The organism is Streptomyces sp. ISL-1 (genome assembly GCF_018614585.1).
GTDB lineage: Bacteria > Actinomycetota > Actinomycetes > Streptomycetales > Streptomycetaceae > Streptomyces > Streptomyces maoxianensis.
Map to the genome: position 1 here is coordinate 135383 of NZ_JAGGOI010000003.1, position 24301 is coordinate 159683.

General features: G+C 71.2%; 26 protein-coding genes. 13 read left to right on the top strand and 13 right to left on the bottom strand.

Going from position 1 to position 24301, the window contains the following annotated elements; all coding sequences use genetic code 11:
• Positions 1 to 19: 19 nt before the first annotated feature.
• Complete coding sequence (locus J7E87_RS01770) at positions 20 to 592, bottom strand: helix-turn-helix domain-containing protein (RefSeq protein WP_215089139.1); 573 nt, start codon at positions 590 to 592, stop codon at positions 20 to 22.
• 93 nt (positions 593 to 685) lie between these two features.
• On the opposite strand from J7E87_RS01770, the gene J7E87_RS01775 reads away from it, so the two are divergent.
• A complete protein-coding gene (locus tag J7E87_RS01775) occupies positions 686 to 1552 on the top strand; it encodes a DMT family transporter (protein ID WP_215089140.1) in 867 nt (288 codons plus the stop codon).
• 10 nt (positions 1553 to 1562) lie between these two features.
• On the opposite strand, the gene J7E87_RS01780 is transcribed toward J7E87_RS01775, so the two are convergent.
• On the bottom strand, positions 1563 to 2300 hold the full coding sequence (locus J7E87_RS01780; RefSeq protein WP_215089141.1) for a DapH/DapD/GlmU-related protein: 738 nt from the start codon (positions 2298 to 2300) through the stop codon (positions 1563 to 1565).
• A gap of 300 nt (positions 2301 to 2600) precedes the next feature.
• Here J7E87_RS01780 and J7E87_RS01785 point away from each other — a divergent pair, with 300 nt between their 5' ends.
• The gene (locus tag J7E87_RS01785; RefSeq protein WP_215089142.1) at positions 2601 to 3380 is read left to right on the top strand and encodes a hypothetical protein; all 780 of its coding nucleotides are present in this window, start codon (positions 2601 to 2603) and stop codon (positions 3378 to 3380) included.
• Positions 3381 to 3415: 35 nt separating this feature from the next.
• Positions 3416 to 3865, top strand: coding sequence for a roadblock/LC7 domain-containing protein (locus J7E87_RS01790; RefSeq protein ID WP_215089228.1), 450 nt, complete (start codon positions 3416 to 3418; stop codon positions 3863 to 3865).
• A gap of 241 nt (positions 3866 to 4106) precedes the next feature.
• Here J7E87_RS01790 and J7E87_RS01795 read toward each other — a convergent pair whose 3' ends face one another.
• Complete coding sequence (locus J7E87_RS01795) at positions 4107 to 6932, bottom strand: LuxR C-terminal-related transcriptional regulator (protein ID WP_215089143.1); 2826 nt, start codon at positions 6930 to 6932, stop codon at positions 4107 to 4109.
• A gap of 139 nt (positions 6933 to 7071) precedes the next feature.
• On the opposite strand from J7E87_RS01795, the gene J7E87_RS01800 reads away from it, so the two are divergent.
• The gene (locus J7E87_RS01800; protein WP_308312804.1) at positions 7072 to 7557 is read left to right on the top strand and encodes an ATP-binding protein; all 486 of its coding nucleotides are present in this window, start codon (positions 7072 to 7074) and stop codon (positions 7555 to 7557) included.
• A gap of 19 nt (positions 7558 to 7576) precedes the next feature.
• On the opposite strand, the gene J7E87_RS01805 is transcribed toward J7E87_RS01800, so the two are convergent.
• The 3 genes from J7E87_RS01805 to J7E87_RS01815 all read right to left on the bottom strand — a co-directional run bounded on the left by J7E87_RS01805 (position 7577) and on the right by J7E87_RS01815 (position 9359).
• Complete coding sequence (locus J7E87_RS01805; protein WP_215089230.1) at positions 7577 to 8110, bottom strand: gamma carbonic anhydrase family protein; 534 nt, start codon at positions 8108 to 8110, stop codon at positions 7577 to 7579.
• A 40-nt stretch (positions 8111 to 8150) separates the two neighbouring features.
• The gene (locus J7E87_RS01810; protein ID WP_215089145.1) at positions 8151 to 8816 is read right to left on the bottom strand and encodes a DedA family protein; all 666 of its coding nucleotides are present in this window, start codon (positions 8814 to 8816) and stop codon (positions 8151 to 8153) included.
• Between the two features lie 105 nt (positions 8817 to 8921).
• Complete coding sequence (locus tag J7E87_RS01815) at positions 8922 to 9359, bottom strand: DUF4442 domain-containing protein (RefSeq protein WP_215089231.1); 438 nt, start codon at positions 9357 to 9359, stop codon at positions 8922 to 8924.
• Between the two features lie 109 nt (positions 9360 to 9468).
• Here J7E87_RS01815 and J7E87_RS01820 point away from each other — a divergent pair, with 109 nt between their 5' ends.
• On the top strand, positions 9469 to 10509 hold the full coding sequence (locus J7E87_RS01820; RefSeq protein WP_215089146.1) for a hypothetical protein: 1041 nt from the start codon (positions 9469 to 9471) through the stop codon (positions 10507 to 10509).
• A 40-nt stretch (positions 10510 to 10549) separates the two neighbouring features.
• A complete protein-coding gene (locus tag J7E87_RS01825; RefSeq protein ID WP_215089147.1) occupies positions 10550 to 11857 on the top strand; it encodes an MFS transporter in 1308 nt (435 codons plus the stop codon).
• On the opposite strand, the gene J7E87_RS01830 is transcribed toward J7E87_RS01825, so the two are convergent.
• The 4 genes from J7E87_RS01830 to J7E87_RS01840 form a co-directional block, all read right to left on the bottom strand.
• Positions 11819 to 12664, bottom strand: coding sequence for a spermidine synthase (locus J7E87_RS01830; protein ID WP_215089148.1), 846 nt, complete (start codon positions 12662 to 12664; stop codon positions 11819 to 11821). The two genes, J7E87_RS01825 and J7E87_RS01830, sit on opposite strands and share 39 nt — an antisense overlap.
• A gap of 88 nt (positions 12665 to 12752) precedes the next feature.
• Complete coding sequence (tuf, locus tag J7E87_RS01835; RefSeq protein WP_215089149.1) at positions 12753 to 13922, bottom strand: elongation factor Tu; 1170 nt, start codon at positions 13920 to 13922, stop codon at positions 12753 to 12755.
• A 101-nt stretch (positions 13923 to 14023) separates the two neighbouring features.
• On the bottom strand, positions 14024 to 14152 hold the full coding sequence (locus J7E87_RS35790; RefSeq protein ID WP_285427287.1) for a hypothetical protein: 129 nt from the start codon (positions 14150 to 14152) through the stop codon (positions 14024 to 14026).
• Positions 14153 to 14218: 66 nt separating this feature from the next.
• Complete coding sequence (locus J7E87_RS01840; RefSeq protein ID WP_215089150.1) at positions 14219 to 14917, bottom strand: DNA alkylation repair protein; 699 nt, start codon at positions 14915 to 14917, stop codon at positions 14219 to 14221.
• A 49-nt stretch (positions 14918 to 14966) separates the two neighbouring features.
• Between J7E87_RS01840 and J7E87_RS01845 the strand changes: the two genes are divergently transcribed.
• From J7E87_RS01845 to J7E87_RS01860, 4 genes are all read left to right on the top strand, one after another.
• Positions 14967 to 15671, top strand: a complete 705-nt coding sequence (locus tag J7E87_RS01845; protein WP_215089151.1) for a TVP38/TMEM64 family protein — start codon at positions 14967 to 14969, stop codon at positions 15669 to 15671.
• 281 nt (positions 15672 to 15952) lie between these two features.
• Positions 15953 to 16828 carry an undecaprenyl-diphosphate phosphatase gene (locus tag J7E87_RS01850; RefSeq protein WP_215089152.1) on the top strand — a complete coding sequence of 292 codons (876 nt, stop codon included), beginning with the start codon at positions 15953 to 15955 and terminating at the stop codon, positions 16826 to 16828.
• A 53-nt stretch (positions 16829 to 16881) separates the two neighbouring features.
• Positions 16882 to 17055, top strand: coding sequence for a hypothetical protein (locus J7E87_RS01855; protein ID WP_215089153.1), 174 nt, complete (start codon positions 16882 to 16884; stop codon positions 17053 to 17055).
• A gap of 145 nt (positions 17056 to 17200) precedes the next feature.
• Positions 17201 to 18376 carry a methyltransferase gene (locus J7E87_RS01860; protein WP_215089154.1) on the top strand — a complete coding sequence of 392 codons (1176 nt, stop codon included), beginning with the start codon at positions 17201 to 17203 and terminating at the stop codon, positions 18374 to 18376.
• A 3-nt stretch (positions 18377 to 18379) separates the two neighbouring features.
• Here the strand turns inward: J7E87_RS01860 and J7E87_RS01865 are convergent, their stop codons facing one another.
• A complete protein-coding gene (locus J7E87_RS01865) occupies positions 18380 to 18997 on the bottom strand; it encodes a flavin reductase family protein (protein ID WP_215089155.1) in 618 nt (205 codons plus the stop codon).
• Between the two features lie 147 nt (positions 18998 to 19144).
• Between J7E87_RS01865 and J7E87_RS01870 the strand changes: the two genes are divergently transcribed.
• Together J7E87_RS01870 and lnt are read left to right on the top strand one after the other, a co-directional pair.
• Positions 19145 to 19603, top strand: coding sequence for a nuclear transport factor 2 family protein (locus tag J7E87_RS01870; protein WP_215089156.1), 459 nt, complete (start codon positions 19145 to 19147; stop codon positions 19601 to 19603).
• A gap of 94 nt (positions 19604 to 19697) precedes the next feature.
• Complete coding sequence (lnt, locus tag J7E87_RS01875) at positions 19698 to 21494, top strand: apolipoprotein N-acyltransferase (RefSeq protein ID WP_215089157.1); 1797 nt, start codon at positions 19698 to 19700, stop codon at positions 21492 to 21494.
• Here the strand turns inward: lnt and J7E87_RS01880 are convergent.
• Both J7E87_RS01880 and J7E87_RS01885 read right to left on the bottom strand, forming a co-directional pair.
• Positions 21418 to 22323 (bottom strand): Gfo/Idh/MocA family protein, encoded by a 906-nt coding sequence (locus J7E87_RS01880; protein WP_215089158.1) that lies wholly within the window; start codon positions 22321 to 22323, stop codon positions 21418 to 21420. The genes lnt and J7E87_RS01880 overlap by 77 nt on opposite strands.
• Entirely contained in the window at positions 22320 to 23564 is a 1245-nt protein-coding gene (locus J7E87_RS01885; RefSeq protein ID WP_215089159.1) for an FAD-dependent monooxygenase, read from the bottom strand. The genes J7E87_RS01880 and J7E87_RS01885 overlap by 4 nt, the downstream gene beginning before the upstream one ends.
• A 106-nt stretch (positions 23565 to 23670) precedes the next feature.
• On the opposite strand from J7E87_RS01885, the gene J7E87_RS01890 reads away from it, so the two are divergent.
• Positions 23671 to 24264 carry a TetR/AcrR family transcriptional regulator gene (locus J7E87_RS01890; RefSeq protein WP_215089160.1) on the top strand — a complete coding sequence of 198 codons (594 nt, stop codon included), beginning with the start codon at positions 23671 to 23673 and terminating at the stop codon, positions 24262 to 24264.
• Positions 24265 to 24301 lie beyond the last annotated feature (37 nt).

Here is a 24301-nt window from a genome sequence, read left to right on the forward strand (position 1 = left end):
CCGAGTGCGATCGACCGTCTCAGCGCACCGGCGGGATGGAGACCGCCATCGTCATCTCAACCGTCTCGTCACCGTCGTTCCGGTACGCGTGCGAGACGTTCGCCTCGAAGGTGGCGGACGTCCCGGCCGGTACGGCGTACGGTTCGCCGTCGACGACGAGGGTGAGTTCGCCCGCTGTGACATGGAGCAACTCGATCGTGCCTTCGGGGTGCGGGTCCGACTCGCTGCGTTCGCCGGGCATCAGCCGCCAGGCCCACAGTTCGAGCGGCCCTCGGCGCTCGGTGCCCACGAGTAGGGTGGTGAAGCTGCCGGTCGAGGTGGACCACATACGTACGGCCTGCTCAGGGGGTACGAGGCGGACCTGCGGGCCCTGCTCGTAGTCGAGGAGCGTGGTGATGCTGACGCCGAGTGCGTCGGCGAGCTTCACCGTGGTACCGACGCTCGGATTCGTACGTGCCTGCTCGATCTGGATGATCATGCCGCGGCTGACCCCCGCGCGGGCGGCGAGGGCGTCGAGCGTGAACCCCCGCTCGCTGCGCCAGCGCTTGAGATTGCGGGCGAGCGACTGCGTGAGCTGGTCGAGGTCCGTCACATTCCGTCCAATATTCTGAATGACAGAGTTCAATAAACTGCACTACGCTGTGGTGCACCCGAACGTTCACTGCACTGTACTGCGAGGCCCGTCATGACCGCACTGTTCGCCCTGGCCACGAGCTTGCTGTGGGGCCTGGCCGACTTCGGCGGCGGACTGCTGACACGACGAGCGCCGGCCCTCACCGTGGTCGTCGCCTCGCAGTCGGTCGCGGTGGTCGTCCTCGGTGCGATCGTGGTGGCCACCGGCGGCTGGCACGAGGCGGGAGCGCAGCTCTGGTACGCGGTCGCGGCGGGCGCCGTCGGCCCGGTGGCGATGCTCTCCTTCTACAAGGCGCTCGCGCTCGGACCGATGGGCGTGGTCTCCCCGCTCGGATCGCTGGGTGTGGCCGTGCCCATCGGTGTCGGCCTGATGATCGGCGAGCGGCCCGGGCTGCTCCAGTTCGCAGGCATCGCGGTTGCCGTGGCCGGCATCGTCCTGGCGGGCGGACCTGAGCTGCGCGGCGCGGCGGTGCAGCGGCAGGCGATCGGGCTGACCCTGGTCGCCGCCTTCGGCTTCGGCGCGGTGATGACCCTGATCGCCGAGGCCTCGACCACCATCACGGGACTCTTCCTCGCGCTCTTCGTGCAGCGCGTCACCAATGTCGCGGTCGGCGGCACGGCACTGTACGCGTCGGTGAAGCGCGGGGCCCGGGCGCTGCCGGAGGACGGCGGGATGCGGGTCATCTGGTCCTCGCTCCCGGCCCTCGCCTTTGTCGGCCTCGCAGATGTCGCGGCCAACGGCACCTACTCCATCGCCGCGCAGAACGGTCCCGTCACGGTCGCCGCCGTACTGGCGAACCTCTACCCGGTGGTGACGGTGCTTGCGGCGCTGGTGCTCCTCAAGGAGCGGCTGCGCCTGGTCCAGGCGACCGGCGCGGGGCTCGCACTGGTGGGCACCGTACTGCTGGCGGGCGGCTGAGCAGCCCGGTTCAGCTCTCCTCCAACTCCGCGAGCGCCAGCAGCTGTTCGGGCGTGACGCCCGCCGGAATCGGCACGGGAGCGGGCGTACGCAGCGGGGGCTGCCAGCCGCGGGCCGGGTCCCAGCTCCTGACGACCCTGGCCGGGGCCCCGGCCACCACCGAGTGGTCGGGGACCTCTCCCCGTACGACCGCGCCCGCGGCGACCACCACATTGCGGCCGAGCCGCGCGCCCGGCAGGACCACCGCGCCGGTGCCCAGCCAGCATCCGGGCCCGATCTCAACAGGCTCGGCACGAGGCCACTGCTTGCCGACCGGCTGGTGGGGGTCGTCGTAGCTGTGGTTGGTCGAGGTGATGTAGACGTACGGACCGCAGTACGTGTCCGAGCCGATGGTCACCCTGGTGTCGGCGATGACATGGCTGCCTCGGCCGAGGACCACGCCGTCGCCCAGCGTGAGGATCGGGTCGGGTCCCAGGTCCAGGCCCGGCATCATCCCCGCACTGAGCGTGACCCGCTCACCGATGATGCAGTGGTCGCCAAGCTCGATCCATGCCTCTCCGAAGACGGTGCCCTGCGGGAAGGCGAGCCGGGTGCCGTGGCCGAGCCGGCGGAAACTCAGGCGTCCCGGGTGCTCGGCGGTGACGGCGCCCGCCTCCTGCACCCAGCGCCAGCCGCGGTGGACGGCGCGCGCGAGGACGCGCCGCCGCCAGGCGGCGAGCGATGAGAACGTGTTTCTGTTCATCGGCACCCGCACACGGTAGTCGGCCGGACCTGGCCCGATCGCGGTGGTGCGCTGTGATGTTCACCCCACGAAGCCGAAGCCGCTTACCACGGCGGCTCGCCGGGGTGTCTCACGTTCGAGTGCGAGTCCTCCGTTCTGAGGGCAGTCGAAGCACTCCGGTCTCACCAGCATCACCGCGTGGCTAGCATGAGCGCCACACACATGCGGAAGATCACCGTCAACTTGGTGCCGTACAGCCGTATGTGCGGCCGATGTGCGCTCGTCGGCCCCTCTGTTTCCCGCACTCGAGCAGCGAGGGATCGCGGAATGTCAGTGCCAGTCGCCCCGAAACCGCACCGGATACGCACGCCGTGGCAGTTACCGCTCACGACACCACTGACGGCGCTCGTGGTGCCGGCTGCGATCGGCGGCGCGGTGATCACGGCGGCGCCGGATACGGCTCGCGCCTGGGTCGTGGGGACCGTCTCGGCCGCCTGGCTCGGTCTTGCCGTCACGGTCGTGGCCGCCGCGCTCTCCTCCCGGCGGCTGCGTGAAGCGGCGGCCGTGGCGCACGGCGAACTGTGTTCACTGCGCGGCCAGTTGGCGCAGGCGGCCGACGAGCTGGAGCGGGTGACGACGGTGACTCTGCCGGCCGCCGCCGCGCGTCTGCGCCGGGGCGCCTCGGCCGCAACCGTGCTCGCCGAGCTCGAACAGCCCACCGACGCACGGCTGCGGGTCCTCCTGAACACGGCGGTACGGGAGTTGGCCGTCGATGAGCGGCGATCCGCCGCCGCCCCGGCCGGGCGGCCGGCCCGGAAACCCGACGCGCCGCCCCCCTCCGGCTCTGCCACCAGCACCGCGATCCCGTCGCAGGGCGCCCCCCGGGTGGCCACTGCGGGCAGGCTGCCGGTTCGGCCGCCCGGGCGCACCATGGCCGCCGCCGAACGCGGCCGTACCAGGTCCGCCGCACCGGACGCGGTCCATGACTCGACCGGGCGCGATGCCGGTGCTCAGTTCGGCGCCTTCCACCGCTCGCTCAGGACCGCCCCGTCCGGCCCGCCCGTCCACCCGCACGAGAACGTCGAGACAGGAGGCACGGGCGGGTGACCGGACTACCGGGCAGCACCCGCCCCACGCACCCGATGCAGACCACTGACAACAGCCTCGCCCCGCTTCTGGAAAGCCTGCTGGAACGGACCCCGGGGGCCCAGCACGCCCTGGTGCTCTCGCGCGACGGGCTGAAGCTCTGCTGGAGCCGGCATCTGACGCTCGACCAGGCAGATCAGCTCGCCGCCATCTGCTCGGGCATTCAGGCGCTCGCCCAGGGCGCCTCGGTCGAGTTCGGCAACGCCGGCGGCGGCGTACGGCATTCGATGACCGAGTTCTACGGCGGCCTGCTGTTCGTTGTAGAGGCGGAAGGCGGAGCGCATCTGGCCGTCGTGACGGAGGACGACGCCGATCCGGGCTTGGTCGGCCATCTGATGACCGAACTGGTCGAGCGGATCGGCGAACACCTGCGGGCCGAGCCTCAGCCGCCGTCCCCGGTCACGGCCCCCTCAAGCAGTGAGGGGCAACGCTCTCAAGGAGATTGACCGGCTCAGAGCCGTGCCCGGGGCCGGGCCCCCTTGCCGCGACGAGGGCAGCCACCGAGGTGGGGATGTGGCGCACACTCGCCCGGCATTCCGGCAGCCCGGGCACAGCACCGAACGCGGGCACTCCGGCTCCCGCGATCAGACACGGCAACGGTGCATTCCGCTTTTCGGTGCCTGGAAACTAAGCCCGGATGTCGCCATGCTCCTATCCGTGCAGGCGATCCACGGATACGTAAATAAATCAGCCGGGGCGGGAGGTCCGGGTCCGGCTCAGCTGCTGCCCGGACTGCGATTCGAGCTTCCGCCTGGCCCGGGACACGTGCTGTTCGACCGTACGCGGCGACAGGTGCAGGGTAGCTGCGATCTCCCGGTTCGTGAGCCCCGCGTTGGCCAGGTCGTTGACCTCCTGCTCGCGCGGGGAGAGCTGGTCCCCGTAGCTCGGGCGGCCGCGACGGCGCTGTTCGGCGGCCGGCTGATGGGCACGGAGTGTGGCTCGCACCCGCGCGGCGTCCCAACCCGCGCCCACATCGGTCAGTTGCTGCACGCAGGAGGCGAGGTCTTTCACGGCGGCGGCCGCTGCCCCGGCGTCCGCGCCCGACTCCAGGGTGCACTGGGCGGCCGCCTCGGTGGTGAGGATCACCGCGTACGGCCGGGGCATCTCGCCGTACACAGCCGCCGCCCGGCGGAAATGAGGTACGGCCAGGGCCTGTTCGCCCGCCGCCTGTGACAGGACACCGCGGCACCAGTGGAGTGCGGCGGCGGCCGACGGACCGACGTTCCCCTTCAGCCCTGCCTCGAACTCGGCGATCATGTCCTCGGCCGCATTCCGGCGGCCCGCCAGGGCGGTCGCCTCGACGGCCCAGGGGGCGAGTTCCGAGGCCCACACCCAGACGCCCTTGTCGCGCAGCCTGTCCCAGGCCGTGGCCGCCTCGGCCGCCGCAGTGTCGACGTCGCCACGGGCCAGGGCGGTCCGGACCAACGCACCGGCGGCCGCCGCCACATGCGGCAGCGGCGAGCCAACAGGCAACGGATGCCCGTCGCCCGACAGCCAGGCGGCCATCTGCTGCCATTCCCCCTGGGCCAGGGCGAGCATGCCAAGGACGATCCGGGCGTCGGCGGCGGGTCCCGGCATGACGCCGGTCTCGGCGATGAAGGCCCGGGCCCGCCCGGACAGTCCGGTCCACCGGCCGGTGACCCAGTCCAGCAGCAGGCCGGTGCCGCGCCCGTCCTGCTCGACGTAGGAGGCTCCGCTGCGGGCCGCCAGATCCAGCCCCTCCTCCAGCAGATCTCCGACGCGCTGCGGGTGTCCCAGCCACAGCGCGGCGTCCGCGCCGTTCACCAGACCGCGGGCCACATGCGGCAGCCGCTCGGCCTGGTCGGACTCGGTGGCGCCGCGCAGCCGTTCCAGCACGTCCCATGCCGTGGGGTCCCCGGTCTCCAGCAGCACAGCGATGGTGTTGGCCGCGACCGCCGTTCGCACTTCGGCGTCGTCGCTGTGCGCAGCCATCTTCCGGACCTTCTCGAGCCAGTACAGATTGCGTTCCAGCGGGACCGTGGACATGACCGGCATCGCGAGCGCCGACATCGCACGCGCGGCGAGCGCGGGCCGTTCCGCCAGCTCGTCGACCGCCTGCTCCAGTTCCACCCAGCCCTGCAGGCCCATTCCCGCCTGGTTGTACAGGACCAGCCCCAGGTCGAGCCGGATCTGGCCCCGTACGGCCGCAGGCAGGGACTGCTCGTCGAGGATCTGCCGCAGCACCTGCACCGTCTGGTCGGTGTGCAGCCCCAGCACCGCGCTGTGGGCCAGCAGCGGCGCGAGCCGCGCCCGCATCTCCCGGGGGACCGCGTGGTGGGAGAGGGCGTGCTCCAGCAGATCGATCGCCGTCTGGTGCTCACCGGCATCGGCGCACTGCCACGCGGCACGCTCGACCGCCTTCAGCCAGCCGCGCAGCCGTCCGCCGCGGTGCCGGTGTTCCGCGAGCCGGGCCCACGGCACCGGTTGCCGCTGGGTCAGCACATCGGCGGCCCGGCGGTGCATCTCCTGGCGCAGCGGCCCGGGCAGCTCCTCATAGACAGCCGCGCCCGCGAGCGGCGAGGGGAAGCCGTACACATCGTTGCCGGTCTCCTGGAGTACGGCTTTGCGCAGGGCGGCGACGAGCGCCTGCCGGCCGGTCCCGGCGGGCAGCGCGCCCACCGCGTACAGATCCTCGGCGGTACTGGGCTCCTCCAGCACCGCCGCGGCCCGGACTACGGCCCGGTGCTCCTCCCGCAGCGCGGCGACGCGGCCGAGGACCAGCTCGGCCAGTCGTACGGGCGTCCCCGTGGCGTCCACGTCCTTGGCGGTGTACCGCTCCTTCGGCCCGCACACGTCCTGAAGCTGGCGCACCAGGTCGGCGACGACCTGGGGCACGCCGGCCGAGCGCTCGTGGATGCGGGCGACCAGCTCCGGCGGACAGCACTCGGCGCCGAGCCGCTCCTCGACCATCAGGCGCACCTGTTCGGCGTCGAGCGGCATGAGGCGTATTCGCAGTAGCGACAGCCGGGCCGGGTAGGTCACGGCCCGGCCGAGGACCAGTCCGGGCTCGGCCAGTTCCTCGGGCCGGTAGGCCAGTACGGCGGCGAGTCCGGCGGGCGCCCGCTCAAGCAGCCGTCGCAGCAGCTCCTGGCCGCCCCCGTCGGCGCGGTGCACGTCCTCGGCGATCAGCAGGACAGGCCCCTCGGATTCCAGCAGCGGTACCAGGTCCTCGGCCAGCGCGGCGGCGTCCGGGTAGAGACGCGGCGGCAGAGGAAGCGGCTCGTGGCGTGTGCGCCCGGCGGCCTGTCCACTGCCCGCGTCCGATGACGCCGAGCGCACAGTGTGGTGCGCCAGTGCGACGCCGGACGCGGTGAAGGCCAGGACGACGCGTGATCGCGGGCCGGTCTCAGCGGCCTCGAGCAGCCGGTCGACCAGTCGGCTCTTGCCGGTTCCGGCAGGCCCCTCGATCAGCAGCAATGCCGGTTGCCGGGTGGGATGGGCAAGCGTCTGTGTCAGCCACCGTTCCCAGGCCTCGTCACTGAGTGTGCTCACAGGCTCACGCTCCTCGACATTTCCGGTCATTTCATTTCTTTGCGTATCCGTACTTCAGTCTCCCCAATTGCGCTACTACGCGGCGACCATGAGCGTAGAGCTGCCGCTCGGGGCAACCGCCTGGGCAAAAGGAGCCGACGTGTTCGCAGCAGAGGAGTCTTCCCACCCTCCGTCTTCCGGCCTGGTGCCACATGGCGGAATCTCGGGTCTGGCCCAGTGTGCGATGTCGGCGACCCCGGAAGCGGTGCGCAAGCTCAGACATTTCGCCCGCGCCGTGGCGCACCGCTGGCGGCTGGGCGACGACTCCCACGAGGCGCTGTCGGTGATCGTCACCGAGCTGGTCAGCAACGTGGTGCTGCACAGCGGCAGCTCATGGGTGGCTGTGGCCATCAAGGTCCGCGGTGACACCCTGACGACCGAGGTCAGGGACGGCGGGAGGTGGAAGCACCGCCCGGTGCGGCGTCAGGAGCCGCTCGACGCGCATGCCGACTGCGGTCATGGGCTGGCGCTGGTGGAGTCCTTCGCGACGCGCACCAGCACGCGACGCCTGGCGGTCGGCAGCGTGGTGGCAGCGGAGATCATCCTGTCCGCCCAGTACGGCGGGCCCTCGGGCCACCCGCGATAGGGGGCCGGGGCGCCGGCGCTCAGTCCGTCTCGGACGCCTCGCGGTGCCCCTTGGCCAGCACCAGATACATCGCGGCGTTCAGCTTGATCCCATCGCGCTCCTCCTCGGTCAGCTCGCGCTTGACCTTGGCGGGCACACCCGCGACCAGGGAGCCGGGCGGGACACGCATCCCCTGGGGTACGAGCGCCTGCGCCGCGATCAGCGATCCGGCGCCGATGTGCGCGCCGTTGAGGACGGTCGCCCCCATGCCGACCAGTACGTCGTCCTCGACGGTGCATCCGTGCAGCACGGCGTTGTGGCCGACCGAGACACGCTCGCCCACGGTGACCGGGAAGCCCGGGTCGACATGCACCGTGCAGTTGTCCTGGATGTTCGTGTCGGCGCCGAGGACGATGGGACCGCAGTCGGCGCGCAGCACGGTGTGGTACCAGACGCTGGAGCCCGCGGCCATGGTGACCTCACCGATCACGACGGACGTGGGAGCGGTGAAGGCGTCCGGCGAGATCCGCGGCTCCTTGCCGCCCACCGCCGCGATCAGCGCCTGTGCCGGCATCGCCTTCTCCTCGTTCATGGGCCGGTTCGTCTCGGGCCGCTCAGTCGGCGGCGGGCACGGGATCCGGCTCGGCCGCCGCCACAGTACGGGCCTGCTCCCGCGCGGCCGCCTTCTTGGCGCGGCTCTTGAGCACCAGCATCGAGCTGAGCCCGATCAGCACGGCGAGGACCAGACCCAGCCAGGAGAAGCGCTTGAGCCAGGCCTCGGCCACCACGCCGACGGAGTAGATGACAGCGGTCGTGCCGCCTGCCCAGAGGATCCCGCCGAAGACATTGGCGATGAGGAACTTCCAGTACGGCATCCTCAGTACGCCCGCGAGCGGCCCGGCGAAGATACGCAGCAGGGCGACGAAGCGGCCGAAGAAGACGGCCCACATGCCCCACTTCTCGAACGACCGCTCCGCCATGGCGATCTGCGCCTCGCCGAAGTGCTTGGGGAACTTCCCGCCGAGCCAGGTCAGCAGCGGGCGGCCGCCCCTGCGGCCGATGGCGTACCCGATCGAGTCGCCGATGATCGCGCCGGCGGTCGCGCAGGCGCCGAGGATGTACGGATTGATGTCCCCGTGCTGCGAGGCCAGCAGCGCCGAGCTGACGAGGACGATCTCGCCCGGCAGCGGGATGCCGAGGCTCTCGAGCCCGATGACCACCCCCACCAGGAGATAAATGCTGACCGCAGGGACGGTCTCGAGCCACTCCTGGACGTGCAACGCCGGTTCCTCCCGATTTCGCAGGGCCTGTGCTGCCCGGCGCGCGCCCCCGTCGGCGCACGCCGGGAAGCCTACCTGGTCAGCCGGGCACCGGCACGAAGGGCCTCAGGCGCTCGGGCGCAGCGTCCACACGATGGTCATCTCGCCGGTCACCGCGCCGTCCGCGCGCTGAATGGCGATCTTCACCGGGAACTCCGGGCGCTCGCCCGCGTCCAGCTCCGCGACGACGTCCGCGATGGGACGACCGAGGGTGGCCGTCGCCGTGACCTCGCCCATCGCCAGCTTCTTGTAGCCGATTTCCGCCTTGACGGCGAGCGGCACGGCGCGCGACATCTGGTCACCGAAGGCGGCGATGACGATCGCGCCGCTCGCGGACTCGGCGAGAGTGAACATCGCCCCGGCGTGCGGTCCGCCGACGTGGTTGTGGAAGTCGGGCTGGTCCGGCAGGCGGACGACAGCACGTTCGGCGGTGGTCTCCACGAACTCCAGGTTGAGGGTCCGGGCCATGGGGACCGTGGCGGCGAGCATCTCGCCGACGGACATCTGATCAGCGCTCATGGAACGGGATGTTACCCATGAGTAGCGAGGTTGGCCATACCCGGGCGGGGGCGGCCGTAGCACCCATGACGCCGCACCTCTATCGTTACTCGCCATGTGGCCAGGACAGCAGCCGCCCGGGGGCGAGCAGAACCCGCAGGACCAGAACCCGTACCAGCAGCCGGGGTACCAACAGCCCAATCCGTACCAGCAGCCGGGGTACCAACAGCCGGGCTATCAGCAGCCGGGTTACCAGCAGCAGGCCAACCCGTATCAGCAGCCGACCGTGCCGCAGCACAGCGTGCCGGGGCAGCCTCCCGGTGGGCCACAACCGCCGCGGGACGACAAGAAGAAGACGACCATCGTCGCGATCGTCGCGGCCACGGCTGTCGTCGCGGCCGCGGTGGTCACCGGCGTCATCGTGCTGAAGGACGACAGCAAGGGCACCGAGGACGAGGGCGGCAAGGTCAGCAGCTCGAAGACGCCCGCGGCGGACAAGCCCAGCCAGGCTCCCGCGTCGCCGACCGAGAACCCGCGCGGCGGCGATGAGGCCAAGCCGACCATCGCGGGCTGGAAGGTCGTCAGCAACCCCAAGCACGGCACGCAGTTCGACGTCCCGCCCACCTGGGAGGTGGCCGGTTCGAGCATCAGCACCTTCTTCGAGGACGAGAAGAAGGGTGACGGCTCGCCGGTCGTCGTCATGTCGGCTCCGGCCTACTACAAGTCCAAGTGGTGCACGTTCGACAGCGACAAGGACGGCAAGCTCGAGACGTGGGGCCAGAGTTCGGTCGGCACCAAGGGCGGCAAGGGCGCAAAGGACACCGCCACGGCCGCCTACAACGAGGCCGGCAACTGGGTGTGGGCGGGCTACGCGCAGACCGAGCCCAAGGGCACGGTCAAGATCACCAAGGCCAAGCCGTACACCACCAAGTCCGGGCTCAGCGGCAGCGTCTCGACGGCCACCGCGCTCGGCGTCAAGAAGGAGAACAAGTGCGAGACCGACGGCAAGTCGATCGCCTTCTCCTTCAAGGACGCCACGGGTGAGTTCAGGAGCTGGGTCCTTTACGCCAACACCGGCGTCAAGGACGAGGTCCCGAACGCGACCATCCAGCAGATCCTGAGCACGGTGCGGCTGGCGGGCACGCCCTCCGGCTAATCCGTTTGGCACGGCGGCCGGCAGCGGGGACAGTCCCGAGGTGACCACACCCGCCGCCGGACTCCGCCGCCATGCGCGCCGCCCCGAATGGGCCGGACGCAACTACACCCTGCTGACCGCCGCCGCGATCGTCACCAGCCTGGGCACCCATGGTGCGCTGATCGCGGCGGCGTTCGCGGTTCTGCAGTCCGGCGGGGACGGCGGCGACGTGGGCCTGGTCGCGGCGGCCCGCACTCTCCCCCTTGTGCTCTTTCTGCTGATCGGCGGCGCGATCGCCGACCGGGTGCCGCGGCACCGGGTGATGGTCGCGGCCAACGCGCTCAACTGCGTCTCGCAGGGGCTCTTCGCCGTGCTCGTCCTGGCCGGTGATCCACAGCTGTGGCAGATGATGCTGCTGACCGCGCTCTGCGGCGCCGGCCAGGCGTTCTTCAACCCGGCCGCCGAGGGCATGCTGATGTCCAGCGTCAGCGGCGAACAGGCCGGCCGGGCCTTCGCGCTGTTCCGTATGGCCATGCACGGCGCGGCCATCGGCGGTGCCGCGCTCGGCGGCGCGCTGATCGCGGCTGTCGGTCCGGGATGGGTGCTGGCCGTGGACGCCGCGGCGTTTGCGGTCGCGGGCGCACTGCGGGCTTTCCTCGACGTCGGCCATATCCGTCCGCGCCAGCCCGGTGGCGGATTGCTGGCCGATCTGCAGGACGGCTGGAAGGAGTTCAGCAGCCGGCCGTGGCTGTGGGGCATCGTCGCCCAGTTCTCGGTGGTCGTCGCCGTCGTCGGCGCCGCCGAGTCGGTGTACGGGCCGCTGGTCGCCCGGGACGAGCTCGGCGGCGCGGGCCCCTGGGGCATCGCGCTCGCCGCGTTCGGCGTGGGCACCCTCGGCGGGGCGCTGCTGATGATGCGCTGGAAGCCGCGGCGGATGCTGCTCGCCGGAACGCTCTGCGTCTTCCCGCTGGCCGCGCCGGCGGCCGCGCTAGCCGTGCCGCTGCCTGTCGCGGGACTCTCGGTGGTGATGCTTCTCAGCGGTGTGGCGATCGAGGTGTTCGGGGTCGCGTGGATGACCGCGCTGCACCAGGAGATCCCTGAGGACATGCTCTCCCGGGTGTCCGCGTACGACTGGTTCGGCTCCGTGGCGATGCTGCCGCTGGCCACCGCGCTCGCCGGCCCCGCGGAGGGCCTGTTCGGGCGGCGGGAGTCGCTGTGGGGGTGCGCGGTGCTGGTGGTGCTGGTCACCGCCGCGGTGCTGTTCGTGCCGGACGTACGGAATCTGACCCGCCGTACGAAGGAGGTCGCGACGGGCCCTGCCGTGACGCCCTCAGCCGATGCTGAAGGCGCCGTCGGGCGGCTCGGGTGACGCCACCGCGTCGACGTCCCGTACCGCCGTCGCGTCGCCGATGAGCCGGGTCAGCGAGAGCCCGTGTTCGACCCGGGCCGGGAAGACGTCGGCGGCGGTGCGGCGGGCCAGGGCGGCCGTGCCGATGGGGGTGTGCGAGGCGAGGAGCAGGGCGTTGCCGAAGCGCCGGCCGCGCAGCACGGCAGGTTCGGCGATCAGCGCGAGCTCGCCGAACACTGAGGCGAACGCGGCCAGTTGGGAGCGGAGGAAGGCGAAGGGCGCGCCGTCGGCGAGGTTGGCCGCGTAGATCCCGCCGGGGCGCAGGACACGTTCCGCCGCCCGTGCGTACTCGACCGACGTGAGGTGGGCCGGTACCCGTGAGCCGCCGAAGACGTCCGCGATCAGTACGTCCGCCGAGTCCGCGGGGGCCGACTCGACCCAGGCGCGGGCATCCGCGGCGTGCACCTCGATGCCCGACCCCGCGGGCAGCGGCAGATGCTCGGCGACGAGTTCCAGCAGTCCGCGGTCCGCCTCCACCACGTCCTGGCGCGAGCCCGGCCGGGTCGCGGCGACATAGCGGGGCAGGGTCAGGGCGCCGCCGCCGAGGTGGAGCAGTTCGAGGGGTGCGCCCTCGTCCGCGGCGCAGTCGACGACATGGGCGAGGCGCCTGGTGTACTCGAACTCCAGATGGGTGGGCGCGTCCAGGTCGACATACGACTGGGGTGCGCCGTCCACCGTCAGCAGCCAGGCCCGCTCCCGGTCGACGTCGGGCATCAGCTTGGCGGTTCCGCCGTCGACGTCGCGCAGGACGGGTATCTGCTCGTTCACCGTCTCATTGTGCCCGGCCAGGTGCCCGGCCGGTCTCCCGTGAGGTGCGGGAGACCGGCCGGGGCGGGATCGCCAAGGCCGGATCGGATCAGACCAGTGCGGTGACCGTGCCGGCGCCGACCGTGCGGCCGCCCTCACGGATCGCGAAGCCGAGGCCCGGCTCGAGCGGGATGTCACGTCCCAGCTCGACGGTCATGTTGACCGTCTCGCCGGGCCGCGCGACCGCCGCCTCACCGAGGTCGATGTCCCCGACGACGTCCGCGGTGCGGATGTAGAACTGCGGCCGGTAGCCGGTGGAGACCGGGGTGGTGCGACCGCCCTCGCGGCCCGACAGGACGTACACCTGCGCGGTGAAGCGCCGGCTCGGTACGACGCTGCCGGGCGCCGCCACCACGTGCCCGCGGCGGACCGCGTCGCGCGCCATGCCGCGCAGCAGCAGGGCGACGTTGTCCCCGGCCTCGGCGGACTCCATCGGCTTGCCGAAGGTCTCCAGTCCCGTGACCACCGATTCGGTGTCGGCCCCGAGCACCTGTACACGGTCGCCGACCCGGACAGTGCCGCGCTCGACGGCGCCGGTGACGACCGTGCCGCGCCCGGTGATGGTGAGGACGTTCTCCACCGGGAGCAGGAACGGCCTGTCCGTGTACCTGACCGGCATCGGCACATACGTGTCGACCGCGTCGAGCAGCGCCTCGACGGCCCCGGTCCAACGGGGGTCGCCCTCCAGCGCCTTGAGTCCCGACACCCGGACGACCGGCGCGGCGTCGCCGCCGTATCCATGGGCCGTCAGCAGCTCGCGGACCTCCAGCTCCACCAGGTCGGTGAGCTCGTCGTCGCCCGCGTCCGCCTTGTTGAGCGCGACGACGATGTGGTCGACGCCCACCTGGCGCGCGAGCAGGACGTGCTCGGCGGTCTGCGGCATGACCCCGTCGAGCGCGGAGACGACAAGGATCGCCCCGTCGAGCTGCGCGGCTCCGGTGACCATGTTCTTGACGTAGTCGGCATGGCCGGGCATGTCCACATGGGCGTAGTGCCGGGTGTCGGTCTCGTACTCGACGTGCGCGATGTTGATGGTGATGCCGCGCTGCGCCTCCTCGGGCGCCCGGTCGATCCGGTCGAACGGCACGAACGTGCCGGTCCCGCGCTCGCTGAGGACCTTGGTGATGGCGGCGGTGAGAGTGGTCTTGCCGTGGTCGACGTGGCCCATGGTGCCGATGTTGAGGTGCGGCTTGGTGCGCACGTATGCCGTCTTGGGCATGGCTGTATCCCTCGGATTTCCTCGGAACTCGAAGCGTGCTGGGGACCCCTGGGCCTTGCCGACCCTCCCCCTGTGGGGTCCGCCGGACGATCCGGGAAGGGTCAGCTTCGGGCGCCGCCGAAGGGCGCTGCGGCTGCGGCCGCTGCCGCCGCGGGAAACTCCGGAAGTACGGCAGCCTTCGGCGCGTCCGCGACTGCGGACGGCGCTGCGAGGAAGGCGTACCGGGACATGGCGTCGATGATCGCTCACGGCCACGGCCGCGTCGAATGGTTTTCCGCGTACGGGAGTTCAGCAGGTCACAGGTGCTTGGTGGCTTCTCGCACCGACAGCGGCGCGAGCCGGTCGCGGGCGCCGTCGACGAAGTCGCGTACCGCCTGCGGATCCGTCTTGGCGTACTCGCGCAGGCACCAGCCGATCGCCTTGCGGATGAAGAAGTCGGGGTGGTCGGCGCGGCGCAGGCAGTAGGAGAAGAGCCGGTCGGCGTCGGTCGCGTCCTTGTAGCGGAGCTGGTGGAGCAGCGCGGTGCGCGCGACCCACAGGTTGTCGTCGTCGATCCAGGCGTCCATGTCTGACTTCAGCTTGGGATCGGCACTCACCAGCGGGCCGACGACGTGTGAGGCGAGGGCGTCGACGGTGTCCCACCAGGGGACGGTGATGATGAGGCGGCGCACGACCGGCAGGAAGCCGGAGGAGCAGCGCCCCACATGGCGGCGCAGATAGTCGACGGCGAAGTAGTGGTACTCCCGCTCGGGCAGCTCCCAGCAGCGCACGGCGATGGCGGTGCAGTCGGCCTCGTCGGGCCGCGGCGTTCCTTCGACGACGGTGCGGGACAGGGCTCGGCGATCGGGTGTGCAGAGACCGAGGAAGGGGGCGACGCCCTTCATGTACGCGGCGGCCCCCACGGCCCGGGTCGCGTCCGCGCCGGTCGGGTACACGGCGGTGAGCCTCTCCATGACGGTGTCGGCGAGATCGCTCTGCGGGACGGTGCGGGTCATGCCGCTCACATTACGGCGATCACATCCCCTTGTCGGTTAGTCTCCCCGGATGCTCGACCCCGTCCCCATGCCGGCATCAAGCCTCGCCCTTCGCTGCACCCGCGCGCTGTTCTCGCCGTGGTCGCGACTGTCGCTGCTCGTGGCCATGCTGGCGGCGGCGGCCCTGACGGTGGTGCTGTACGAGCCGCAACGGCTGCTGGCGGCCGGCTGGCCGCCGCAGCTGAGCGGCGCGGCGGCGGTGGTGCTGTTCGGCGTCGCATACGGGGCGTGCACGGCGGCCTTCGTGCCTCGGCCGCTGCTGAACCTGGCGGCGGGCGCGCTCTTCGGCTCGCAGGCCGGTCTGGTCTCGGCGCTGGTCGGCACGGTGCTGGGCGCGGGCATCTCCTTCACGCTCGGCCGGCTGCTGGGGCAGGACGCGCTGCGGCCGCTGCTGCGGGGTCGCTGGCTGAAGGCGGCCGACACCCAGCTGAGCAGCCACGGCTTCCGCTCGATGCTGGCGCTGCGGCTCTTTCCGGGGGTTCCGTTCGCCGCGGCCAACTACTGCGCCGCCGTCTCCCGTATGGGCTATGTGCCCTTCCTGCTGGCGACGGGGCTCGGCTCGATCCCGAACACGGCGGCGTATGTGGTCGCGGGCAGCCGGGCGGGCTCTCCGACCTCTCCGGCGTTTCTGATCGCGATCGGCTTCATCGTGGTGACCGGTCTTGCCGCGGGCGTGATCGCCTGGCGCAAGCGGCACCGGCTGCGGGGCCACTGATCCCCCGCGCCTTGCGCCTACGGCCATTGCGCTGCTGTTCGAGTACGGGATCCAGGCGGCATTACGCGGTGAAAGTCGCGCGCTGCCCACCCAGAAAACGCAGCGGCCCGCGGATCCTGAAACGGCGTCCGCCCCAACTGACGATGCCCCGCAAGGCAGATCCCTCGGGGCTGACGGAAGCCCCGTCAGCCGGGGACGCTACGCTTTCCCCCAACTGGCGCATGATCGGGAACGCTACGCGCCGTCAGACCGTGATCATTTCTTGGGTGGCGTAGTTTTCCATGTCTTGGTTCGAATCATTCATCCTCGGGCTCGTCCAGGGGCTGACCGAATTCCTGCCCATCTCCTCCAGCGCGCATCTGCGGCTCACCGCCGCATTCGCCGGCTGGCACGACCCGGGCGCGGCGTTCACCGCGATCACACAGATCGGCACGGAGACGGCTGTCCTGATCTACTTCCGCAAGGACATCGCCCGGATCGTCTCCGCCTGGTTCCGTTCCCTCACGAACAAGGCGCTGCGCAGCGACCACGACGCGCAGATGGGCTGGCTCGTGATCATCGGCTCGATCCCGATCGGCGTGCTCGGCGTCACCTTCAAGGACCAGATCGAGGGCCCGTTCCGCGATCTGCGGCTGATCGCCACAACCCTGATCGTGATGGGCATCGTTCTCGGCATCGCCGACCGCCTTGCCGCCCGTGACGAGGCCGGCGGCAAGCACCGGCAGGTCAAGGAGCGCAAGACCCTGAAGGAGCTGGGCGTCCGGGACGGTCTGATCTTCGGCCTCTGCCAGGCGATGGCCCTGATCCCCGGCGTCTCCCGCTCGGGCGCCACCATCAGCGGCGGTCTGCTGATGGGCTACACCCGTGAGGCGGCGGCCCGTTACTCGTTCCTGCTGGCGATCCCGGCCGTGCTCGCGTCCGGCGTCTTCGAGCTGAAGGACGCGAGCGCGGGCGGGCATGTGTCCTGGCCGCAGACGATCTTCGCGACGATCATTGCCTTCGCGGTCGGCTACGCGGTGATCGCCTGGTTCATGAAATTCATCACTACGAAGAGTTTCATGCCGTTCGTGATCTACCGAATTCTGCTCGGAATCCTGCTGTTCATCCTGGTCGGATCGGATGCGCTGAGCCCGCACGCGGGTGAGTCGGCGGGCTGACGCCCGCTGTCGGGGTGGAGACGGCTGTCGTACCGAGGCCCTAGCCTGTCGCCATGTCGCCGTTTCCCCGCGAGTCAGAAACTGCACTGTCCGCTGCTGAGCTAAATGTCCGGATCCGCGAGCTCTGGGCCGACGGCGAGCTGCCCGACGACCGACGGCCGGAGTACGAGGCGCTCGTGGTGGAGTGGGCCGCGGCGTCGCTCGACGGGGTCGAGCGCGCGGCGTGAGCACGGGCTCACCGCCCAACTGCCCGACCCGCCCCTGCCTCCCCGCTCTTGACCGCCCGGCATGCCCCCGGCCGGACCCGGCCGCCCGAACGCCCGGTCCGACCGTCGGCGCCGCGGCCGGGCGCTCGGCTAGCCTGGGTGCACGATGAACCTTTTGACGACGTCATGGGGCGGGTTCGACCTCGCCCGCTTCCCCGAGGACCCCCGCGACCCGCTGCGCGCCTGGGACGCCGCGGATGAGTACCTCCTCAGGCACCTCAAGGGGGACGAGCCGCTCAAGGGAATCGAGGACGCCGGGCCCACGGATCTCTCCGGCTCCGTAGTCGTCGTCGGCGACCGGTGGGGCGCCCTTGCCACCTCGCTCGCCGAGCACAGCCCCGTACAGATCACCGACTCCTTCCTCGGCCAGCAGGCGACCCGCGCGAATCTGGCGCGCAACGGCATCGACGCGGACACGGTGGCGCTGCTGTCGGTCAGGGACGTGCCGCCGGAGCGCATCGACGTACTGCTGGTCCGGGTGCCCAAGAGCCTCGCGCTGCTGGAGGACCAGCTGCACCGCCTCGCGCCCGCCGTGCACGCGGACACCGTGATCGTCGGGACCGGCATGGTCACCGAGATCCACACCTCCACGCTGAAGCTGTTCGAGCGGATCATCGGTCCGACCAGGACCTCGCTGGCAGTGAAGAAGGCACGGCTGATCTTCTGTACGCCCGCCCCCGGGCTGGCCCGCACCCCCGGGCCCTGGCCGCTGCGGTACGCGCTGCCCGCCGACGCCGGGGCGCTCGCGGGCCGGACCGTGACCAATCACGCGGGCATCTTCTGCGCCGAGCGGCTCGACATCGGCACCAGGTTCTTCCTGCGCAGCCTGCCCAAGCGCCGCGGCCCGGAGCGGGTGGTGGATCTGGGCTGCGGCAATGGCGTGATCGGCACGGCGGCCGCGCTGGCCAACCCGGAGGCCTCGGTGACGTTCATCGACGAGTCGTTCTCCGCGGTGGCGTCGGCCGAGGCCACCTACCGGGACAACGCCGGTTCGGACGCGAGGGCCGAGTTCCTGGTGGGCGACGGACTGTCCGGAGTGCCGGCCGACTCGGTCGACCTGGTTCTGAACAATCCGCCGTTCCACTCGCACCAGGCGACGACGGACGCGACGGCCCACCGGATGTTCGGCGGGGCGCGCCGCGCCCTGCGGTCCGGGGGCGAGCTGTGGGTGATCGGCAACCGGCACCTCGGGTACCACGCGAGGCTGCGCCGACTCTTCGGCAACTGCGAAGTCGTCGCCTCCGACCCGAAGTTCGTGGTCCTGCGGGCCGTCAAGAAGTAGCGGTCAGCGGGCCGCGCCGCCGTCCTGCCACTGCGCGTACGGAACACGGGAGATCTCGCGTACGTCGCCGAGCGTGCCCCACTCGTCCTTGCCCAGCCGGGTCAGCGGAGCCAGCTTCGTCACCTCGGGGTGCCCGTCCGCCATGACTTCCGGGCTGATCGCCGCATGCACCACCCGGCCGAAGACGACGGTCGAGTCGCCCAGCCGTACGGTGCTGTGCAGTTCGCACTCCAGGGCCACCGGCGATGCCGCGACGCGCGGCGGCTTCACGCGCAGGCTCGCCTCGCGCTCCACGCCCACCGCGTCGAACTCACTGATGCCGCGCGGGAAGTCGGTGGCGGTCGCGTTGATCTGCTCGAAGAGCGACTCCGGCGCAAGGTTGACCACGAAGGCGCCGGTGTCCTCGATATTGCGCAGCGAGTCCTTGCGGCCGACGGAGGTGAACTGCACGACCGGCGGCGACACGCACGAGATGGTGAAGAAGGAGTGCGGGGCGAGATTGTCGGTGCCATCGGCCGACGTGGTGGAGACCCAGGCGATGGGCCTCGGGACGACGGTCGCGGTCAGCAGCCGGTAGAAGGTGGCGCGGTCGCACTCGGCGGGGTCGTAGTCGATGCGCATGGGGTCAGTATGGCTGGTGACACGCAAGGTCCGGTGGATCCCCGAACTGACATAGATCGACCGTTTGCTGACCAAGCGCGGGTGAAGAGCGGGTGACTGGTGCGCACAGCTCTTGGCGTCCGGCGCTCGCTGCCCGAAACTGACCCGATGACGCAGCGCGTAGATCTAGCGACCGTGATGGACCGGCTGTCCATCGACGAATTGGTCACCAGTTACGCGGTGGCCGTGGACGATGCCGACTGGAGCGCGTACCGGGCGCTGTTCGCGCAGGAGGGGCGCGCCGACTACCGCAGCTCGGGCGGGATCGAGGGCCCGGCCGCCGAGGTCGCCGACTGGCTGGCTCAGACGCTGCGGCTCTTTCCGGTACGTCAGCACCTCATCGTCAACCGGCGACTGCACATCCAGGACCTGGGCGGCTATCCGGGCGACCGCGCGGAGGTGCAGGCCGACTATGTGAACCCGATGCGTCTGGAGTCGGGGGACGACTTCGTCTCGGGCGGCAGATACGCCTTCAGTCTGCTGCGTACGGACGCGGGCTGGCGGCTGCGGACCGTGGTCATCCACGAGAAGTGGCGGCGGGCCGCGGGGGCGCTCGACGGCGGCTGACTTCCTGGGTCGTCTGTCGGTGCAGGTCCCGCTCGCGCACACTGGAGGGGGACAGTGCTCGCGAGTCCTTCGAGGCAGCACGAGGAGGCGCGGCATGCGGATTCCGGTCGGCCGACCGAAGCGGCGGGAGGGGCTGGAGGGGCACGAGCAGCAGGAGCATGGCGAGCGGCACGAGCGTGTGGAGCAGCGCGAGCGTGTGAAGCTGCGCGACCGGGGCGAGCGTGTGAAGCTGCGCGACCGGGGCGAGCGGCGCGACCGTGGCGAGTGCCACCAGCGTGTGAAGCGGCACGACCGCGGCGAGAGTCAGCCGTTCACCCGGCTGGCGCTTTCGTCCCCCTGGTGGCGCGGCCTCGCCGCGGTGGCCGCCGGTGCGCTGCCCGCGCTCGCCTTTCCCGAGCCTTCGCTCTGGTGGTTCGCGTATGTCGCGCTGGTGCCGTGGATGCTGCTCGTGCGGTCCGCGCCGACCGGCCGCCGTGCGGCGGTCGAGGGCTGGCTGGGCGGCATCGGCTTCATGATCGCCGTGCACCACTGGCTGATTCCGAGCCTGCATGTCTTCATCGTCGTGATCGCCGCGCTCCTCGGGCTCATGTGGGGGCCGTGGGGCTGGCTCGTGTGGTCGCTCCTCGGCGGGACGCCGTCGCCGGGGCGAGCGGCCGCGGCGCTCGCGATCGTCCCTTCCGGCTGGTTGATGATCGAACTGGCCCGGTCCTGGGAGGGCCTGGGCGGACCCTGGGGTCTGCTCGGGGCGACCCAGTGGGAGGTCTCCCCCGCCCTGAAGCTCGCCTCGGTGGGTGGCGTGTGGCTGGTGAGTCTGCTGGTGCTGGCCGTGAACACAGCGGTAACTGTGCTGGTAGCGGTGCCGCACGCCCGTACGGCCGCGGTGGGTGGCGGCCTCATATGTGCCCTCACCACCACAGCGGTCTGGATGTGGGTTCCGCAGCCAGGACAATCGGGGCGGGCACGTGTCGCGGTCGTCCAGCCCGGGGTGGTCGACGGCATGGAGAGTGTCGAGCGCCGCTTCGCCCGCAGCGAGGAGCTGACCCGCCAACTGGCAGGGCAGAACCTCGATCTGGTGGTCTGGGGCGAGAGCAGTGTCGGCTCGGACCTGCGCGAGCGCCCCGATCTGGCCGCTCGTCTCGCGGTGCTCTCGCGCGCGGTCGGGGCCGAGCTGCTGGTCAATGTGGACGCCCGGCGGCGCGCGGGCGGTACGGGCACGGCAGGGATCTACAAGAGCTCGGTCCTCGTGGGCCCGCAGGGCCCGACCGGGGACCGTTACGACAAGATGCGGCTGGTCCCCTTCGGTGAGTACGTCCCGGCTCGCGCGCTGCTCGGCTGGGCGACCTCGGTGGGCAAGGCCGCGGGCGAGGACCGGCTGCGCGGCAGCCGTCCGGTGGTGATGGTGCTGCCCGGCGACGGCGGGCTGCGGCTGGGCCCGCTGGTCTGCTTCGAGTCGGCGTTCCCTGATATGAGCCGGCGGCTTGCCCGGGACGGCGCACAGTTGCTGATCGCCCAGTCGGCGACCTCGTCGTTCCAGGGGAGCTGGGCGCCGGAACAGCATGCCTCGCTGGCGGCGCTGCGGGCAGCCGAGAGCGGGCGGCCGATGGTGCATGCCACACTCACCGGCGTCAGCGCGGTGTACGGGCCGGACGGCGAGCGGGTCGGCGGCCCGCTCGGCACGGAAAGCAGCACCGCGGCTGTCTACGACATCCCACTCGCCCGTGGCACGACCCCGTACGTCAGGTTCGGCGACTGGCCGGTCTACGGCGCGCTCGCCGTCCTCGCCGCGCTCTGCGCCACCGAGGGTGCCCGGTCCCTCAGGCGGCCTGCTCCAGGGCCTGGCGAACCACCCGTTCACACAACTCATGAGTCCGCAGGGCGTCCTGGGCGCTGAGGACCTTTCCCGCGCGCACGGCGTCGAGGAAGGACAGCACCGACTGCTCGATGCCCCGCTGGCGGGCGACCGGCACCCAGTCGCCGCGCCGCCGCACGCTCGGCTGTCCCTTGTGGTCCACGATCTCCGCGAGATTGCGCACCTCGCGCTTGGTCCCCTGGCCCGACACTTCGAGGATCTCCTCGGTGGAGCCGCTCATCCGGTTCATCGCCCCGATCGCGGTGAAGCCGTCGCCCGACAGCTGCAGCACGACGTGCTGCATCAGGCCGTCGACGATCCGGGCACGCACGTCGGTGTGGTCGACCGGTCCGGGGACGAGGAAGCGCAGGGTGTCGACGACGTGGATGAAGTCGTCGAGGACGAGGGTGCGCGGGTCCTCGGCGAGGCCCACGCGGTTTTTCTGCATCAGGATCAATTCGCGCGGGTGCTCGACGCACTGGGCGTAGCCGGGCGCGAGGCGGCGGTTGAAGCCGACGGCGAGGCTGGTGCCGCGCTCCTCGGCGAGGCTCACCAGCTGCTCCGAGTCTGCCAGTTCGTACGCGAGCGGCTTGTCGACGAACGTCGCCACACCCGCTTGGAGCAGCCGGTCGACGATCTCGGGGTGCACGGACGTCGGGGCGTGCACGAAGGCGGCGTCCAAGTCCTGGGCGAGCAGTGAGTCGAGGCTGGTGTGGCACCGTTCGGCGGGGATGTGATGGGTCTCGGCGATCCGCGCCAGAGTGGCGGGGGTGCGGGTCTGCAGATGCAGTTCGACCCCCGGCAGGGTGGTGAGCACGGGCAGATAGGCCTTCTGCGCGATGTCGCCGAGCCCGATGCAGCCGACCTTCACTGGGGCCTCCCTTGGCGCTCCGCCGGTTGTCCGTGGTGTACCTCGTGTACGTCCTGCGCTCCGGCAGCATACGTGCGATGGGGCGGCCGCCAGTCGGCGATGCCGTCGAAGGTCCGCAGAACGAGGCCGGGTGCGAGCCTGGAGACGGCGGAGATCAGGGTGTCGCGCACCGCGACCGCCGGAGCGCTGGTCAGGGACATCAACCGGCCGATGTTCGCGGCCCTGCGGACGATGCCCGTGGTGCGCGGCAGGCGCTGCGCGGTGAACGCGGCAAGACCCGCGCCCAGGTCGCCGGCAGGGGCCGCGTGGTGGGCGAGCACGATGCCGTCTTCGATGGCCTGGTTGCCGCCCTGGCCGAGCGTGGGTGCCATGGCGTGGGCGGCGTCGCCGATGAGCACGGTCCGGCCGCGGTGGAAGGACGGCAACGGATTGATGAGGTGGTGGACGTCGTTGCGCAGCACCTGGCCGACTTCGGCGGCGGCGATGATCCCGGGAATGGGTTCGTGCCAGGCGCCGAATCTGCGCAGCAGTTCGGCCTTCTCGTCGTCGGCGGCGCGGGCTCCGGCGGGCGCGACGGCGGCCGCGTACGCGTAGATCCGGCCGTCCTTGAGCGGCTGGGTGCCCCACAGTGCGCCGGCGCCCCATGTCTCGTGCGGCTCGAAGGGACGGTCGGGCGCGGGGACGACGACGCGCCAGGTGGTGAATCCGGTGTAGGCGGGGCCGGGGTGGTCCGGGAAGAGGGTGCGGCGCACACCCGAGTTGATGCCGTCCGCGCCGATGACGAGGTCGGCCTCCATGTGCCCGTCGGGAGTGCTGACGCGGGCCGGGCGGCCACCGGTGACACCGGAGTCGGCGAGCTGTGCGGGGCTGGCGGTGCGCACCGTGCCGGCCGGCAGCCGGGCTGCGATGCGGTCGATCAGGGTGGCGCGGTGGACCAGCACCAGGGGTCCGCCGAATCGTTCGGCGACGGCGGCGCTGTTCGTACGGGAGAGCCGACGGCCGGCGGGATTGCGCATGCCGCCGTCGCCCTGCCAGGCGGCCAGTTCGCGGATGTCGTCGCCGAGACCGATGACGTCGAGGGCGCGCTGGGCGTTGGGGGCGAGACCGATTCCGGCGCCGACCGGCGCCAGGGATTCGGCGCGCTCCAGGACGGTGACCTGCCAGCCGCTCTGGTGCAGGGCCACGGCGGCGGTCAGTCCGCCGATTCCGCTGCCGATGACGACGGCTCGGGGCTCGGACATGGCTCCTCCTCGGTTCGGTGCGTTGGTGCCGGTTCACGGGCCGCCGACTACACCTGTAGTGAGACTTACCGTACTACAGCTGTAGTAATGGCGGTAGGTTGTTCTCATGGCCGCACGCACCACCACGAGCACTTCCCGTGCCGAACTGATCGCCGACGCCGCGCTGAAGCTGCTCGCCGAGCGCGGGATGCGCGGGCTCACCCACCGCGCCGTGGACGAGACGGCCGGACTCCCCCAGGGTTCGACATCCAATTACGCGCGCACCCGCCAGGCGCTGCTGGAGGCGGCCGTACGGCGGCAGGCGGAACGCGAGGCGGCCGTCCTGACCCCCGACGAGATGCCCGTGCCCGACGGCGGCACTCAGGACCTGGTCGACGCACTCGCGCTGGCGCTGCACCGCTACCTGACCCGCCACCGCGAACTGCTCGTCTCCCGCTACGAACTGGCGCTGGAGGCGACCCGAAGGCCCGAGCTGCGGGAGTTCTACGATGCGACGGGCAGCCAGTTCCGCGCGCGGCTCAACGCCCTCATGGCGGCGGCGGGTTCGCCCGAACCGGAGCGCCACGCCCTGTCGTTGGTGGCCTGGTGCGAGGGTCTGATGTTCTCCTGCGCGGTCGGCTCCTACCACTCGGAGGTCCCCGACCTCGCGGAGCTGCGCACCGGATTCGCCGAGCTGTTGCGCGGAATGCTCGGCGAATAAGCCCTGGCGGCACGTGGGGCGGGTGCCGCAGGATGAC